This window comes from Micromonospora sp. FIMYZ51 (genome assembly GCF_038246755.1).
Taxonomy (GTDB): Bacteria; Actinomycetota; Actinomycetes; order Mycobacteriales; family Micromonosporaceae; genus Micromonospora.
Genome location: NZ_CP134706.1, coordinates 2,671,798 through 2,686,910, shown reverse-complemented (window position 1 = coordinate 2,686,910; position 15,113 = coordinate 2,671,798). Strand labels below are relative to the sequence as shown.

The following is a 15,113-nucleotide window of genomic DNA, read 5'->3' as shown; positions in this document are numbered from 1 at the left end:
CGCCCCGGCAGGCCGGGGTGTCCACTCGGCGGCGACCATGATACGCACCGGCACTAGCCGCGGGTGCGGCCGGTGGCCAGCAGCATGCTCAGGTATCCGTCGCGCAACGGCGGTCGGGGGCGCTCCTCGTGGACCGTCACGTCGTCCGCGCCGGCCGCGATGCCAGCCACCACCTCGGCACGATGCAGCGCCACGGCCGGGAAGGAGCGCGGGCCGACGCGGTAGCCGGCGGACCCGAGCATGACGGCCACGGCGAAGGGTGCGCCGGGGCACAGCGCCCGCAGGAACCGGGCGACAGCGTGTTCGGCCTCCGCCCGATCGGCCGAGATGGAGCAGGCCACGAAGAACATCGTGCCCGCGTCCCAGGTGTGCGCCGGCAGGTCGAAGACGCTGGTCCGGCAGACCCGGCCGACCTGCGCCAGACGCCGTCGCGGATCGGGCAGCGCCGCGTACGCCGGATGTTCGACGCAGACCTGCCAGTACGGGTCCCAGAGTTTGTCGTAGCCGTCGACCTGCGTACGCAGCCAGCGCACGTTCGACATGGACCATTCGCACAGGTCGATGGCGTGCGCGAACGGCAGGAGCGTCAGGGCCGGATAGAGGTTGGCACCCGATCCGACGTCGACACAGCGCGCGTCGGCCAGCTTCGCTGCGGCGAAGAAGTCTCGGGTCCGGCGGAGCAGCTCGCGGTCGTCGGGACGCAGGTCCGCGTAGTTGTGCCGGACATAGGCCTGCGGGTCGAACCCGTCCCACTCGACCTCGGTGTTCACCTGCCGCGGAGACCGGCTCGGCCCGGACGACGTGGGCGGATCGCCGCAACCGCCGGCCGCCGGGGTCAACGCCATGGACGTGCCTCCATCGGTCTCGGCGGATCACATTCGGTTGTCGCTCCGGCGCGATCAGTGCACTGACCATTGTGCATCGAACCTGTTGCCGGCCCGCAAGTGACGGCATGTCAGCCCGCATTTCTGCCGATCTGTCCTATATTGGGGAGGTTAGCGATCGTGGTGCCACGGTCGTCGCTGAATCAGCGGGGTGTGAGCCCGGGAGGGGTGGCCGTGATGACGGGTGCCAACCTGCCGACCCCTGACTTCACCTTCGTCCCGAGCGCGCCGGGTGCCTGCCTCGCCGGGATACGCCCCTACCGGCGGGGCTCCTATCGGCTGGACGCCGAGGATGCCGCGGGCAGGCTGGTGGTGCACAACTACGGCCATGGCGGCGCCGGCATCACGTTGAGCTGGGGATGCGCCGCCAAGGTGAGGGAGATCGTCCGGGCGCGCGTCGCCGCGGGCTCGACACGTGACGCGGCCGTACTGGGCGCCGGGGTGATGGGCCTGACGGCGGCAACCCGGTTGCTCGACCTCGGCCTCACGGTGACCATCTACGCAGATCGAAAGCCGGCCGAGACGACATCGTTCAAGGCCGGCGGCCAGTGGGCTGTGTCGATCGTCAACTACGCCGGCAAGGAACGGGAGCTGGCCGAGATCCTGCGGACCGCCCACCGCACCTTCAGCGAGAGCATCGGTAATGGCTTCGGGGTGTACGAACGGGACAACTACGCCGGCCGGCCGGCCGAGAATCTCGAGGTGGTGATGCAACTCGCCGCCGGGTTGGTGCACCGGGAGTTCCTGCCCCGGATGCCGTTCGAGCACCACACCCAGGCCGGCTACCGGTACCGGACACTGCTGGTCGAGCCGCCGACCTTCCTGCGGCGGCTGGAAGAGGACCTACTCGCCCGCGGGGTCCGCTTCGTCTGGAAGAGGTTCCGCAGCCGGGAGGAGGTGCTCACCTCGGTGCCCCAGAACATCATCGTCAACTGCACCGGCTTCGGTGCGCGCGACCTGTGGAACGACGACCTCCTCTGCCCGATCAAGGGGCAGCTCGCGATGCTCCCGGCACAGCCGGCGCTGGACTATCTGTACAGCCAGAACGGCTACCTCTTCCCCCGCAGCGACCACGTGGTCATCGGCGGCACCACCGAGTACGGCGTCGCGGACGAGACACCCGACCCGCCGTGTGCAGCGGGCTGGTGCAGCACGTCGCCTCGCTGTTCGGTCGGGCCGCGCCGAAGCCGCTGCCGGAGATCCACATCCATCACCCGCGCAACGCGCCGCTGGTCGACGCGGTGAGCCCGCAGTCCCAGGCGATGTCCTGATCCGATCCGGCGGCAAGGAGCGAGATGGTGGCCTGCACCGTTGTCGACTACATCCTGACGCGGTTGCGCGAACAGCACGTCGACACGCTGTTCGGGGTTCCGTCCGCGTTCTGCGCGCCGCTGTTCGACGCCGCTCCCGCCGCTGGCATGACCGCGGTGGTCACCGCGACCGATCTCGAGGCCGGTTACGCGGCTGACGGCTACGCCCGTACCAGGGGTCTGGCCGCGGTTTCCGTCGCTTACGGCGTGGGCACGCTGAGCCTGATCAACGCCATCGCCGGTGCGTACGTCGAGCGCAGTCCCATCGTCGTCATCAACGGTGGCCCGACCGAATCCCACCTGGCCGGCCTCAGTGACCTCGACGTCGTCTTCTCGCACTCCATCGGTCGGCCCGACACCGACCTGAGCGCCTACAAACTGGTAACCGCAAGTGCGCAACGGGCCGCCACGACCGCCGAGGTGCCGACGATCGTGGACACCGCCATCGCGACCGCCATCAGACGGATGCGACCCACCTACCTGGAGATCAGCAAGGACCTGTGGAATCGCGCCTGCGCGAGCCCGGCCGGACCGCTGCGACTCACCGATCCCCCGGCCGGCACCGAGCAGGGCCTCGCGGGCACGATCATCGGGCTGATCCGCGCCGCGCGCTCACCGCTCATCCTGGTCGGCGCCGAGATCCAGCGGTACGGACTCGCCGACCAGGTGGCCGACCTGATCACCAAGCTCGGCGTACGGTGGTCCACCGCGCTCCTGGCGAAGTCGGTCCTCGCCGAGCAGGGCAAGGGTTGGGTCGGGGTGTACGACCCGCCGCGTCCGGGCCCGGCGCGCGAGGCGGTGGAGCAGGCGGACCTGCTCCTGACGCTCGGCTGCGTCTTTCCCAACGGGTACGCGCAGCTGTTGGCCAGCCGCCGGGAGCACATCGTCTCCGTCTACGACGGCACAGTGCGGATCAGGGGTGGGGTCAGGCAGCAGGCGGAACTCCGCACGCTCGTGGCGGCGCTTGTCACTCAGGCCGCGACGGCACCGCCCAGGCCGGCACCCGCCGGAGTGCAACCGACGATGCCCGCTCCGGCCACCGGAGGGTTGACCTATCGCCAGGTCTTCGAGCGTATCGGCGTGGCACTTGACGATTCCTGGCTCGTCGTCCCGGACACCTTCCTCGGGGTGTTCTCCGCCGCCAGGCTGCCGGTCAAGGGTCGCGACGGGTTTCTGTGCGGGTCGGTGTGGGCGTCGATCGGGCACTCCGTCGCCGCCTCGGTCGGCGCATCGTTCGGGTCGCCCCGCCGGCCGCTGGTCGTCTGCGGCGACGGTGGCTTCCACATGATGGCGCAGGCACTGTCCACGATGGTGCGGTACCGGATCGACCCGGTCGTCATCGTGATCGACAACGGCCTGTACGGCTACGAGCAGTTCATCCTGGGCCGGCGGTACTTCGAGCAGTCCGGGGTACAGCCGCTGCCGTACGTCGTGCTCAACCGATGGGACTTCGTCAGCTTCGCCACGGCAGTCGGAATGGGATCGGCCTACTCGGTCGACACCGCATCGGCATTCGATGCGGCGCTCGCCGCGGCGAAGGCGTCGAGCGCGCCCGCGCTGATCGTCGCGAAGGTCGATCCGCGCACCTTACCTGCCGACGCCTGAGAAACCAGCAGTTCCGCTGCGGGAGGCGGCGGACGTGGTCGACGTCCTCCTGCTCGTTTCCTGCGTTCACTGCACCTTCCCGCGCGTCCACAGTCCGCGGACCCGGACCCGGATCCGGATCCGGACCGGGGTGCTGGCGGCGCGCGATCCAACCGCGATCCATCGCCGATCCAACTGCGGTCCAGCCGCGCTGCCTAACGTCCGCCTTACGTTCACCGGAGGAGGTACGGACGATGTTCTCCAGGTACCGACCAAGAGTCACGCTCGTGGCGGCGGTGGTGGCGCTGCTGACCGCGCTGGTGGGGGCTCCGGCCACCGCCAAGTCGGCCAGCAGCGCTGATCCGGCCATCGCCACGGCTCTCGCCAAGATCGCTGCCAACCGGCACTCGGCGGCGGACATCAGGCTCATCAAGCGCCATCCCGAGCTCGCCCGGGTGGTCGCCGACCCGAGCCGTACGACCGTCACCAAGAGGTTCAGCCCCAACCTGGCCGAGAACGGCAGCGGGGCGAAGGTCGTCGGCCCGTACGCGGCAAGCGAGCTGTGCGGCTGGGTCGTGGTGACCGTCACCGTCGAGACCATTCTCGGCTTCGATCTGTTCGTCTGGAACCACCGCGCCGAGGCCTGCATGGACGGCACAAACGTCACCCGCTGGCTGCTCCGGTACGACCAGATGATCTACGCCGACCCGACCATCTACGTCCGGAACCTGGACTCGCACGTCAGCGGCACCCCGGCGAGCCAGGCCACCTCGGTCATGCAGCGGCACCTTGAGCAGTGCATCATCAGGTACGGCTGCTACGCCAACTGGTACCCGTGGAGTGCCATCACCTACTACGGCAACTACTACTACTCGTGGGACTTCGGCGTCGGCTGACCGGCGGCGGTAACACACCCTTCCCGCCGGCTCAGCCTCTGGCGGAAACGGCCCGGTCACCGTTGCAGCGGTGACCGGGCCACCGGCCGTGGCGCACATCCACGCTTCTTGATGGCCTGGTGGTCGTGTGGAATATTGACGGACATGGCCGGTGGCGGCACCGTGCGGCTCCAGGTTCTCGGCGCCGTACGCGCATGGCGTGACGACGCCGAAATCGATCTCGGGCCCACCGGCCGACGCGCCGTGCTCGGGCTGCTCGCCCTCGCCGGGGCGCAGCCGCTGCCGAGGGCCGAGATCGTGCACACGCTCTGGCGGCACCAGCCACCGCCCAGCGCCATCAACATCATCCAGACCCACGTGAAGCACCTGCGCCGGCTCCTGGAACCCGGACGGCCTCCGCACAGTCGCAGCGTCCTGCTTCCCTCCGTCGGCGACGGCTACGCGCTGCGCGTCGCCGACATCGACGTACAGCGTTTCCGCGAGTTGACCGCCGCCGCGAACGACCTGGTCCACGGTGGTGCACAGCAGTCCGCATCGGGCCTGCTCCAGCAGGCGCTCCGGCTCTGGCGCGGGGCACCGCTTGCCGACATACCGGCGCTGGCCAGCCATCCCAAGGTGATCGGGCTGCTGGGCGAACAGCGGTCCGCACTGCGCCGGTACGCCGACCTGATGATCGCGGCCGGCGCTCCGGTCGACGTACTGCCGGTCCTGGAGGAAGCGGCAGCCGACCATCCGCTGGACGAGGCGGTGCAGGCTCGCCTGATCCGCGCCTACCAGGCCGCGGGCCAGCAGGCGCGGGCCTTCGCCACGTACCACGCGATCCGCGGGCGGCTGGTCGACGAACTCGGCGTCGATCCCGGTCCCGAACTCGCCGCCGCGCACCGCGCCCTGCTGAACAACGAACCGCCGGCGCCCGATCCGCCGGCCCCCGGCGACCGGGGCGAAAGCGAGCCGACGGCGGTAGCCGTGCGGGCCGCCCACCCGACCCGGCCGGTGCCCAACCAGCTACCGGCGGACGTACCCGGCTTCGTCGGCCGGGGCGCCGAACTGACCGAACTCGACCGCGTGCTCACCGCGCCGGACGCCCGGACGCCGACCCAGATCTGCGTGATCTCCGGTATGGCCGGGGTCGGCAAGCCCGAACCCGGAAACTAACCCACAAATTTCCGCCCGAATCGAACCGGTTGGTCCGATAGGCGAATCCTAGTCCACCCGCACGGCGGGGACCGGCACCGACTTCCCGGGCCTCATGGCGCACCGCTAGCGTACGGCGCCGGGGCTGATCGACACCCGTGCATTGGCGACCGACCCGGCCGCGCCGTGACCGATCCGGCGCCCCGGGCGGTCCGCGCACTCCGTGACTCCGTGACGGCCCCGGCGGCATCGACCGTGCGCAGGTCCCCGCAACCCCTTGACCTTCCTGGCCCGCCGTGCGGGCCGGGCCGATGGTGCGCGCCTCGCGTCCGCCAAGCCTCTCGATGCCCCGGCGCACCGCGCCCGGTGGGCGACCCCGAACCGCTTGCCAGCAAAGGACTTCACGCCATGACCGGCATTCACGAAAACACCGAACCCCAACCACAACCGACCCCAACCGGCCGCGCCAGCCGGCACCCGGCGTGGTGTGACCGGTCCCGTTGCATCGCCGACCCAGCCAGCCAAGCGAACGGCTATCGGCCCGGCGTCGGCGGCGAGCACCGTTCCGCCCTCGTCCGCTTCGACCTGACGTGTGCCATGTGGCTGCCCGGCCGCGCCGGTGAGGCGTGGCTGACCGAGGCGGTAACGCCGTGGCCGTGCTCGACGTACCTGCGTATCCGGGTCGGCGATGCCGAGATGGCCATGGCCGTCGAAGACGCTCGGCCCTTGCTGTCGGCGCTGGCCATGCTCACCGCGGCCGGCGAGGAAGCGAAGGAGGTGATCAGATGAGGACCCGTACGGACAAGCTGTTGTTGATCCTGACTGCGTTGTTCGTCGGCGGGCTCGCCTTTGTCGCGGGTGCCATCAGTTTCGCGCACATGCGGGAGTTGGCCCTTGAACATGGTCAACTCGGCTGGAAGTCGCTGGCGTTCCCGATCAGCGTGGACGGCCTGGAGATCGTCGCCAGCCTTTACCTCGTCGCGCAGCGTCGCGCCGGGCAGCCTACCGGCTGGATTCCGTGGATCGCGCTGATCGTCGGCACCGCCGCAAGCCTCGCCGCGAACGTCGCGGTAGGCGGCGCGGACCCGATCGGCAAGGCTCTAGCCGGGTGGCCGGCGGTCTCCATGTTGGTCTCGATCAAGCTTCTGTTCGCCATGATCGACCACACGAAAGACGATCAGCGGACGATCGTCCGGGACGATCAGCGGACGGCCGGGAGCGTCCCGGACGTCCCCGGGACCGTCCAGCAGGCCGGACGGGACGGGACGACACCGTCCGGGACCGCCCCCGGCGAGCGGACGAGCAGCCCGGTGCCGTCCGCGATCGCCCCGGCCGACCGGGCCGCCGGGACAAACGGGGGCACCCGGGTCGGCGCGGGCCAGCCTGCTCCGGGCGGGATCGGCGACCCGGGCGGGCGGGCGGCGGCGTCGGTCGGCATCCGCGCCGTGGCGCACCTGATACCGGCGGCGCGGGCGGCCCGCGCGAGCCTCGCCACCAAGGGCCGGTCGCTGTCGCGGGACAACCTCGCGGACGCCATGCGCGACGACGGGCACGGCGTGTCCAATGCACGCGCGTCACTCCTACTCAAGATCCTCAAGGCAGAGCACGACGTGACTACCATCGGCCCGGCGTCCGTCCGGCCCCGTCTGCAAGAGCCGGAACCGCTGTCGGAGGTGGTGGCGTAGCGTCGGCCGTGAGGCGTCGATAGCGAGAGGCGCCCCAGTGGCCGTCAACGGGTCCGCCCGCCAACGCGGAGAATCGCGCATAGGAACCGAACGACAACGGGGGTGCCACCGAGATCCGGTGGCACCCCCGTTGTCGTGTTGCCCATCATCGCGGAAGCCTTTGTGCCGCCAGGTACGTTGGTTCGGTGACCGCGCGCACTGCCGTTCCAGACGGCAAGACCTACGAGGCCCTGATCTTCGACTGGGATGGCACCCTGGTCGACTCCCGCGACGTTTGCTTCGATGCCCTCGCTCGTGCGATGGGTGATGCGGGGGTCAAGCTCGACCCGGATTGGTACTGGCCGCGCCAGGCGATTGCCTCGCCGGACATGCTGATCGTGTGGGAGCAGGAGTTCGGGCCGCTGCCCGAGCCGATTGACGAGATCATCGGCAGGTGTCGCTTTTACGTGCAGGCTGCTGCTCCTGACCTGAAAGTAGCTGAGGAGATCGCGCGGGTGGCTCGTGCTGCGCGGCGTCGCGGTCAGCGGCTTGGCATCGGCTCGAACGCGTCCACGAATACCGTATGGGCAGGGCTGGAAGCCACGGGTCTTGATGCCCTGTTCGATGTCGTCGTGACGTGGAGCGATGTTCCGCAGGGCAGAGGTAAACCTGAGCCGGACATCTTCCTACTGGTGGCACAGCGACTCGGTGCCGATCCGGCCCGCTGCTTGGTGTACGAAGACGCCGAAGTGGGAGTCACGGCGGCCCTCTCGGCTGGCATGACGGCCTACAACGTGCAGACCGGTGTTCTCCACAGGCCGGTTGGCAGTCCGATCAGTGCCGCTCCGGTACATCGGCCTGCGTTCGCGGCACCAAGCTTGGCCGATTGATGAGCCTCGCTCGCTGTATGGAACCCTTGCGAAATGCGTTCTGTGGACGAGGTTCTGGCGGCTTTTTGCGCTGACGACATCCGGGCCGCTGAGCTGCCGGTCCTGGCTCGCCTGCCCGAGGGCGGCTTGATGGACAGGGCCGCTGCGGCACTCAACTCGGTGTGTGCCCGGATACTGCGGGAGAGCAGCGGTGGAGTCTACGGCCGCCGTGTCGTGATGTTGGTTGGTAGCGGTAACAACGGAGGCGACGCGCTTCTTGCCGGTGCTCATCTTCAGCGTGGCGGTGCGCAGGTCACCGCCGCAATGGTCGGAGGCCACGCCTATGAGCGTGGTCTCCGAGCGTTCGTCGGTGCTGGCGGCCGAGTCATAGATGCACGGGAACCCGCAGGTGAAGACCGGATAAGCCGCCTGCTCGAACGAGCAGAACTCGTGCTCGATGGGATTGTCGGCATCAGTGGTCGACCTGGCCTGAGCGGGGTGTCGAAGCGACTGGCAGCGGCGGTTCCACGCGCAGCTACGGTCGTCGCAGTTGACATGCCCAGCGGTCTTGACCCGGACACCGGCGAGATCCATGGGGAGTGTCTGGCCGCCGATGTGACCGTGTCCTTCGGCACGTTGAAGCCTTGTCTCCTCCTGCCACCAGCGGCCCACGTCGCTGGACGGCTCGTGCACGTGCCGGTCGGCATTGACGAGGGTCTGCCGGCTCGGCCGTACGTGCGCCGGTTGACCGACGCCGGTGTGGCGGCGCGGTGGCCGGTGCCGAACCACGCCGGTCACAAGTACACGCGGGGCGTCCTCGGCGTGGTGGCGGGCTCGGACGCCTACCCCGGCGCGGCTGTGCTCGCCGTGCTGGGCGCGCAGCGGGCGGGCGTCGGGATCGTGAGGTTCATCGGCCCGCGCCACGTGACGGATCACGTGCTTCGCGCCGTGCCGGAGGCGGTGCCTGGCAAGGGCCGCGTTCAGGCATGGCTGTTGGGCTCGGGTGTCGAATCGGACACCGACCAGGACGAGGCGATCGATCAAGCGCTGGCATCTGGCCTTCCCTGCGTCGTGGACGCGGGGGCACTCACGGCGTGTGTCAGGCAGCGGTCCGGTGGAGTTCGAGCCGCCGAGGCGGACACCGTACTGCTGACTCCGCACGCTGGCGAGGTCTCGCGGATGCTCGGGCAGTTGGGCACGCCGGTCCCGCGCAGCGAGGTTGAGGCTCGGCCAGCCTTCTACGCAACGCTGCTGGCCAAGCAGGTGGACGCGACGGTCCTGCTGAAGGGACCGACCACGCTGGTTGCCAGTCCAGAGGGCTGGCTATCGAGTCAGAATGACGGGCCGTCGTGGCTGGCGACGGCGGGAACGGGCGACGTGCTGGCCGGGATCGCTGGCGCGCTCATGGCACAAGGCGTCGACGCGATGGATGCCGGTGCGATGGCGGCCTTCGTCCATGGGCGGGCCGGTGCTCGGGCGTCGGCGGGCGGCCCCATCGCTGCGGGCGACGTCGCGGCGGCGACTCCGGCGGTTATCGCTGGCCTCCTGACCGGCCGCTCGTCCGGCACCGATGGCTGGATGCGAGGTCATCGTTTCATTTCGCTGGGATGAGGCCAACTCGTTGGGCGAGTGCGCGCACATGTGTCTGTGCTCTCGCCCTGTCCCGGAAGATCAGTTCACGCAGGAGTTCGCGCACCAGTGTCGAGTCCCGTACCTCCTCCTGCGAGATCTTCTCCGCGTCGAGCAGAACGAGGATTGCTGACTCGTCCTCGCCTCGGCGGACGAAGCCGCGAGCGGTGTTGATCAGCGCGGCGGCCCGACGCTCGACACTTGGTATGTCATCGATGTGTAGACGCGCGGAGTACTCGACGACGTCATCCGCCCGACCAAGTTCGGCGCTGATGGCCAGGCCATGGATGTCGACGTTGGCGGGACCGAAGGCGGTCCATGGATCGTAGTGACGGCCGATCGCGCGGGCGGCTTCCTCGGCGACTCGGTGGAATGCCCACGCGCGCCCGTCGTCGTCGGATTGGGCGGCGCTGATGGACGCGGCTAGGTGAAGCATCCCGTAGTCGGCGAGCAGCTGCGGATCGGGCTCAGATTGATCAATGTGCGCCCTCAGTTCGTCGCCGGCGGCGAGGCACAGGCGGGTTGCCTCGTCTTGTTGCCCGGCCCGGCGATAGGACGCCGACAGCGCCCACGCCCCGATCGCGATCAAGTGGGGATCGTCGGCTTCGCGTGCGGCGTTCATGGCTCGGTCGGCGGCGATCCAGGCGAGGTCTCCGTCTGGGATGTGGTGTAGCCACTGCCGGGCGACCTGGTACGTGCCAGCGAGGTTGCGGGCGGCCGAGCGGCGGTCCTCGGCGGCGCGGTAGGCGGCGACAGCGTCGACGATCAGGCCGGGCAGCACGCCGCCCAGGATGGTGTGCGCGGTCGGCGAGCTGTGCCAGATCGTCCACGCCGCGGTTACCCGTTCGCCGATGTTTTGCACGGGCTCGGCAACTCGGGGGAAGGCGGCGGGTACCGCTGCCCGCATGATCGCTTCTCGGACGGCGGCTACCGCCTCGCCCGCGGGGCGAGGTCCGGGCACGAGGTTGTCCACGGAGCGGCCGATCAGATCCTCGATCGTGCACTGCACGACCTGCGCGATCCGAAGCAGGTCGGTAAGCCGCTCCGCGTGTCTGCGGCCCTGCTCCACAGCCGACACCCATTGGACCGACTTGCCGATCCGTGACGCGAGTTCCTGCTGCGTGACCCCGGCGGCACGTCGGTGAGCAGCGATGTTCGCCCCGATGCCGCGAATGAGGCTCGGCTCAATATCCATATCCACCACCTTCCATGACCATCACGATACGGACACTGCTACCGATGTAGTAGTTCCGGTGCGCGACGGCTCCATAACGTCAGGTCACATAGATCGACGCCGTGAATCGGCGGCAACCAATGTGGTCGCCCTGGCCGGGCGTGACAAGAGCCTCCGTCCGGCTAGGTGCCCGCACGGTGAGAGGGGGGAACAAGAGATGACAGAGATCACCGGGAATGGAGCGGTCGCGGTCGACGCCAACGTTCGGTGGGCGACGCAGGCAGTGCGAACCATTGCCCGATCGAGTGGCCGGAATGCAGCCGCTGCTTGAACTGTCACGCGCGTACCCCCTGCGCTACCTACGGGTGGGCCTTCGACGTGCCGGTCAACGTCGGATGGAACGCCAGCCAGATTGACGCTCTGGATGCGAGGACAGGCCCATGGTCGTGATCATCGAAGCTGATAAGGCGTACGCCGACGAGATCGCCGACGCGCGGTCGATCCTGCTGGTGCATCGGGCGGAGCCCGATGGGCTGTGCTGGGGATGCCATGAGGTGTCGTGCAGGTTCGCGTGGTTCCCGTGCCCGCAGGCTCGCTGGGCGCAACGGGTGCTCGCAGCGGACGGGGGTGATGGGCGGTGAAAGCCTTGAGCGCCAACGTGTTGACCGTCGCGAGCGTTCCGCGTCAGCGCATCTATGACGCGCTGCTCGCTGAGCCGGGGCGGGACTGGACGGTCAGCCAGCTCGCCGCGCTGCTGCCCGACGTATCGGTGGAGGCGGTGCGCACGACGGTGCACCTGCTGCTCGGCGACCACCTGATGGAGATCGTGCCTCGCACCCGAGCCCTGACGGTGCGGTTGACCGGCGAGGGCCGGGCCACCGTCGCCGAGATCCGGTCTCGGTGGGCATCAACCCAGACACCGCATGGCGAAGGAGGATCTTGATGGCGACGGCGACCGTGCGGGCGTCGGTGAACGGCAGCGCCTTGCATGGAGTGGAAGCGGCCCACAGCGTGATCGCTGCGCATCTGCGCTCCGATCGCGGCGGCCGGTGCCTTGCCTGCGGCGAGTTGGAGCCGTGCAGCCAGCGCAACACGGCGCACGTCGCGCTGTTCGGCCACGACCGGCAACTTCCCCGCAGGCAGCCCCTGCAACTGATCGGCCCCAACGGTGACTTCAAGGCCGCCGACCGCACACCGTTTCACGCGTTCGGCGCTCCCGCCGATCGAGAGGCTTCCGGCCGTTGACGCCTCGCCAAGGCGGCCGGATGGTTGCCCGCGCGGAGCTGCGTACCGCGCGGGCAACCCACAACCCCTAGTTCGATGCCGCCGACGTGGCGGCAGGAAGGACCACCGCGATGAGAACCCCAACCCTGCCCAGGGTGGTCGCTCCGCTGTTCTCGCCCCCGGCGCTGTTGCCGATGGGTGAGCCCGGCGGCGTGGCCTACCCGATGGCCCACATCCCGGGCGAGCTTCGGCCGTATGCGGCGAGTCTGGCTGTGCCGATGCCGCTACAGGGCAAGCACAACACCACCTCCACCTCGCCACGGACTTCCATGGCGACCGAGACGTCTTCGGACGGCAAGGTGTCCCGCGACAGCCAGACCGACACCGGCTCGGACAGCTAGGAAGCGGGGCGACGGCCGTGAACACCAAAGACACGATCCTGATCCTGACCAGCGCCGACGACCCGACAGCCGACGCTGTGGCGGCTGCGTTGGCCCACGCCGGAGGCAAGGTCGTGCGACTCGACACCGGCGACTTTCCGATGGAGCTGCGGTTGTCCGCGACGACCACGGCGGAGGGCGGCTGGGCCGGCATGTTGAGCACCGCCGCGGACACGCTCGATCTGGAGCGGGTGCGCTCGGTGTTCTACTGGCGGCCAACCAGCTTTCGGCTGCCTGCCGGGATGTCACCGGCCGATGAGGTGTTCGCGGCCGTCGAGGCCCGTCACGGCCTCGGCGGGCTTTTGGCCAGCCTGGATGCGCTGTGGGTCAACGACCCGGTCAAGTCCGCCGCTGCCGAGTACAAGCCGCTGCAACTGACGCTGGCCGCCCGGTGCGGGCTGGCGGTGCCGCGCACGCTGCTGAGCAACGTGGCCGCCGATGTGGCCGCGTTCGCCAAGCGGGTCGGCGGGCAGGTCGTGTGCAAGCCGCTGTCGTCCCTGGTGTTCACCGAGGACGGCCACCAGGCGACCAAGCCCTACACCACGATCATCGACCCCGCCGACATCTCCGCTGAGGCGTTCGCGGCGACCGCGCACCTGGTGCAGGAGTATCTGCCGAAGGCGTTCGAGGCCCGGGTGACCGTGGTCGGCGCGCTGCCGATCGCGGTCGCGATCCGCTCGCGCTCGCAGGCCGGACGGGTGGACTGGCGGGCCGACTACGACTCGCTCACCTACGAGCACATCGACGTGCCGGAATCAGTCGCAACGGGCGTGCGCCGCTTCCTGGACCGGCTGGGGTTGAGCTACGGCGCGTTCGACTTCGTTATCACCCCCGAAGGCCGCTGGGTCATGCTCGAATGCAACCCGGCAGGTCAGTGGCTGTGGCTGGAACATGAGACCGGTGCGCCGATCGCTGCGGCACTGGCCGATCTGCTGGTGAAGGGACCTCGCGCATGAGCATGTGGCAGGACCACGCGAACGCACTGGTTGCCGAGCTGACCCGGCGGGGTGTGCTGGCTCCAGGCTGGCGGGAGGCGTTCGCCGCGACGCCCCGGCACGTGTTCGTGCCGCACTTTTACGACGACGACAACGAGCGGGTCAGCGCCGACACGCCCGAAGGGTTGGCGGCGGTATACGCCGATGAGTCGCTGGTCACCCAGTTCGCCGAACACCCGGGCGGCGGCTTCTGCTGGCCGACCAGTTCCTCGACCCGCCCGAGCCTGATGGCGCAGATGCTCACCCTGCTCGACGTCGATAGCGGAATGCGCGTGCTGGAGATCGGCACCGGAACCGGCTTCAACGCCGCCCTGCTGTGCCACCGCCTCGGCGACGCGAACGTGACCAGCATCGACATCGACACGATGCTCGTGGAGACCGCCCGAGCGCGGCTGGCTGGTCTCGGCCACCGGCCGTTCCTGGCCACAGGGGACGGGGCGCTCGGGGTGCCGGTCCGCGCGCCGTACAGCCGGATCATCGCCACCGCCGCCGTCGCCACGATCCCACCGGCCTGGATCAGCCAGCTCGTGCACGGCGGGCGCATCGTCGCCGACGTGCGAGGCGAACTCGCGTCCGCGCTCCTGGTCGCCGACAAGACCACGCCCAGCTCGGTGCGGGGCCGCTTCCACGACATCCCCGGCCACTTCATGTGGCTGCGCTCCCGCGCCGACCACCCGCTCCGCGACGGCACCGACCCGGACACCAGCTTCGACTTCACCCAGCCGACGCAGACCACCAGCGACATTCCCACCGACGCGTTCGACGAGCGCGAGCTGCGGTTCCTGCTGCAACTGGCCGTGCCCGGTCTCGGCCCGATCAGCAAGAACCTGCCAGATGGCGGCGAGGGCATCTTCCTGCACACCGAGACCGACTGCTCGTGGGTGCAGTACCGGCCCGGAACCGACAAGGCCACCGTCACCTACGGCGGACCCCGCGCCCTGTGGCCCGCCATCGAGGACGCCTGGCAGCGCTGGAACCGCTGGCAGCTTCCTAGCATCCGCCGCTTCGGAATGACCGCCTACGACGACGGACGCCACCACATCTGGCTCGACCACGACCAATCGGTGATCCTCACCGGCGAGCCGGTCGCCTAACAACCTAACCCGGCCTAGAGAACACACGACGCCCCGGCGGGCGACACCCAGCAGGCCCGCCGGGTGCCTCACCCTGGCACACCCACGCACTCCGCGCCGGGCGGGGCTAGGAGAGGGGTCCGCGCACCGCTGCGGAGTGCGTGTACCGCTCGCCTGGCCCGTGCCTGCCACGACAACTACGCATTTCAGGGACGGATGTACACAGTGGCGTATCAA

Annotated in this window: 16 protein-coding genes; 14 read left to right on the top strand and 2 right to left on the bottom strand. The window is 69.3% G+C overall.

Annotated features, from left to right (window positions below):
* Positions 1 to 53 precede the first annotated feature (53 nt).
* Complete coding sequence (locus tag QQG74_RS13050) at positions 54 to 845, bottom strand: SCO2525 family SAM-dependent methyltransferase (protein ID WP_341720535.1); 792 nt, start codon at positions 843 to 845, stop codon at positions 54 to 56.
* Between the two features lie 69 nt (positions 846 to 914).
* Here QQG74_RS13050 and QQG74_RS13045 point away from each other — a divergent pair, with 69 nt between their 5' ends.
* From QQG74_RS13045 to QQG74_RS13010, 8 genes are all read left to right on the top strand, one after another.
* On the top strand, positions 915 to 2,129 hold the full coding sequence (locus tag QQG74_RS13045) for an FAD-dependent oxidoreductase (RefSeq protein ID WP_341720534.1): 1,215 nt from the start codon (positions 915 to 917) through the stop codon (positions 2,127 to 2,129).
* Positions 2,130 to 2,179: 50 nt separating this feature from the next.
* Complete coding sequence (locus tag QQG74_RS13040) at positions 2,180 to 3,799, top strand: thiamine pyrophosphate-binding protein (protein WP_341720532.1); 1,620 nt, start codon at positions 2,180 to 2,182, stop codon at positions 3,797 to 3,799.
* A gap of 266 nt (positions 3,800 to 4,065) precedes the next feature.
* Positions 4,066 to 4,674, top strand: coding sequence for a hypothetical protein (locus QQG74_RS13035; RefSeq protein WP_341720531.1), 609 nt, complete (start codon positions 4,066 to 4,068; stop codon positions 4,672 to 4,674).
* Between the two features lie 144 nt (positions 4,675 to 4,818).
* Complete coding sequence (locus QQG74_RS13030; RefSeq protein ID WP_341721227.1) at positions 4,819 to 5,829, top strand: AfsR/SARP family transcriptional regulator; 1,011 nt, start codon at positions 4,819 to 4,821, stop codon at positions 5,827 to 5,829.
* Positions 5,830 to 6,216: 387 nt separating this feature from the next.
* The gene (locus QQG74_RS13025; RefSeq protein WP_341720530.1) at positions 6,217 to 6,597 is read left to right on the top strand and encodes a hypothetical protein; all 381 of its coding nucleotides are present in this window, start codon (positions 6,217 to 6,219) and stop codon (positions 6,595 to 6,597) included.
* Entirely contained in the window at positions 6,594 to 7,493 is a 900-nt protein-coding gene (locus QQG74_RS13020) for a DUF2637 domain-containing protein (protein WP_104114862.1), read from the top strand. Before QQG74_RS13025 ends, QQG74_RS13020 begins: the two co-directional genes overlap by 4 nt.
* A gap of 185 nt (positions 7,494 to 7,678) precedes the next feature.
* A complete protein-coding gene (locus tag QQG74_RS13015) occupies positions 7,679 to 8,362 on the top strand; it encodes an HAD family phosphatase (protein WP_104114863.1) in 684 nt (227 codons plus the stop codon).
* A gap of 33 nt (positions 8,363 to 8,395) precedes the next feature.
* Positions 8,396 to 9,952, top strand: coding sequence for an NAD(P)H-hydrate dehydratase (locus tag QQG74_RS13010; protein WP_104114864.1), 1,557 nt, complete (start codon positions 8,396 to 8,398; stop codon positions 9,950 to 9,952).
* On the opposite strand, the gene QQG74_RS13005 is transcribed toward QQG74_RS13010, so the two are convergent.
* Positions 9,936 to 11,165: a helix-turn-helix transcriptional regulator gene (locus tag QQG74_RS13005; protein ID WP_341720529.1), complete on the bottom strand. Its 1,230-nt coding sequence runs from the start codon at positions 11,163 to 11,165 to the stop codon at positions 9,936 to 9,938. The genes QQG74_RS13010 and QQG74_RS13005 overlap by 17 nt on opposite strands.
* Before the next feature lie 419 nt (positions 11,166 to 11,584).
* On the opposite strand from QQG74_RS13005, the gene QQG74_RS13000 reads away from it, so the two are divergent.
* The 6 genes from QQG74_RS13000 (at position 11,585) to QQG74_RS12975 (ending at position 14,897) form a co-directional block, all read left to right on the top strand.
* The gene (locus QQG74_RS13000; protein WP_341720528.1) at positions 11,585 to 11,785 is read left to right on the top strand and encodes a hypothetical protein; all 201 of its coding nucleotides are present in this window, start codon (positions 11,585 to 11,587) and stop codon (positions 11,783 to 11,785) included.
* Positions 11,782 to 12,087, top strand: coding sequence for a hypothetical protein (locus tag QQG74_RS12995; RefSeq protein WP_341720527.1), 306 nt, complete (start codon positions 11,782 to 11,784; stop codon positions 12,085 to 12,087). Before QQG74_RS13000 ends, QQG74_RS12995 begins: the two co-directional genes overlap by 4 nt.
* On the top strand, positions 12,087 to 12,389 hold the full coding sequence (locus QQG74_RS12990; protein WP_341720526.1) for a hypothetical protein: 303 nt from the start codon (positions 12,087 to 12,089) through the stop codon (positions 12,387 to 12,389). The genes QQG74_RS12995 and QQG74_RS12990 overlap by 1 nt, the downstream gene beginning before the upstream one ends.
* 110 nt (positions 12,390 to 12,499) lie before the next feature.
* A complete protein-coding gene (locus QQG74_RS12985; RefSeq protein WP_104114868.1) occupies positions 12,500 to 12,769 on the top strand; it encodes a hypothetical protein in 270 nt (89 codons plus the stop codon).
* A gap of 17 nt (positions 12,770 to 12,786) precedes the next feature.
* A complete protein-coding gene (gene tgmB / locus QQG74_RS12980) occupies positions 12,787 to 13,764 on the top strand; it encodes an ATP-grasp ribosomal peptide maturase (RefSeq protein ID WP_244206225.1) in 978 nt (325 codons plus the stop codon).
* The gene (locus QQG74_RS12975) at positions 13,761 to 14,897 is read left to right on the top strand and encodes a methyltransferase domain-containing protein (RefSeq protein ID WP_341720525.1); all 1,137 of its coding nucleotides are present in this window, start codon (positions 13,761 to 13,763) and stop codon (positions 14,895 to 14,897) included. The genes tgmB and QQG74_RS12975 overlap by 4 nt, the downstream gene beginning before the upstream one ends.
* The last annotated feature ends 216 nt before the right edge of the window (positions 14,898 to 15,113 follow it).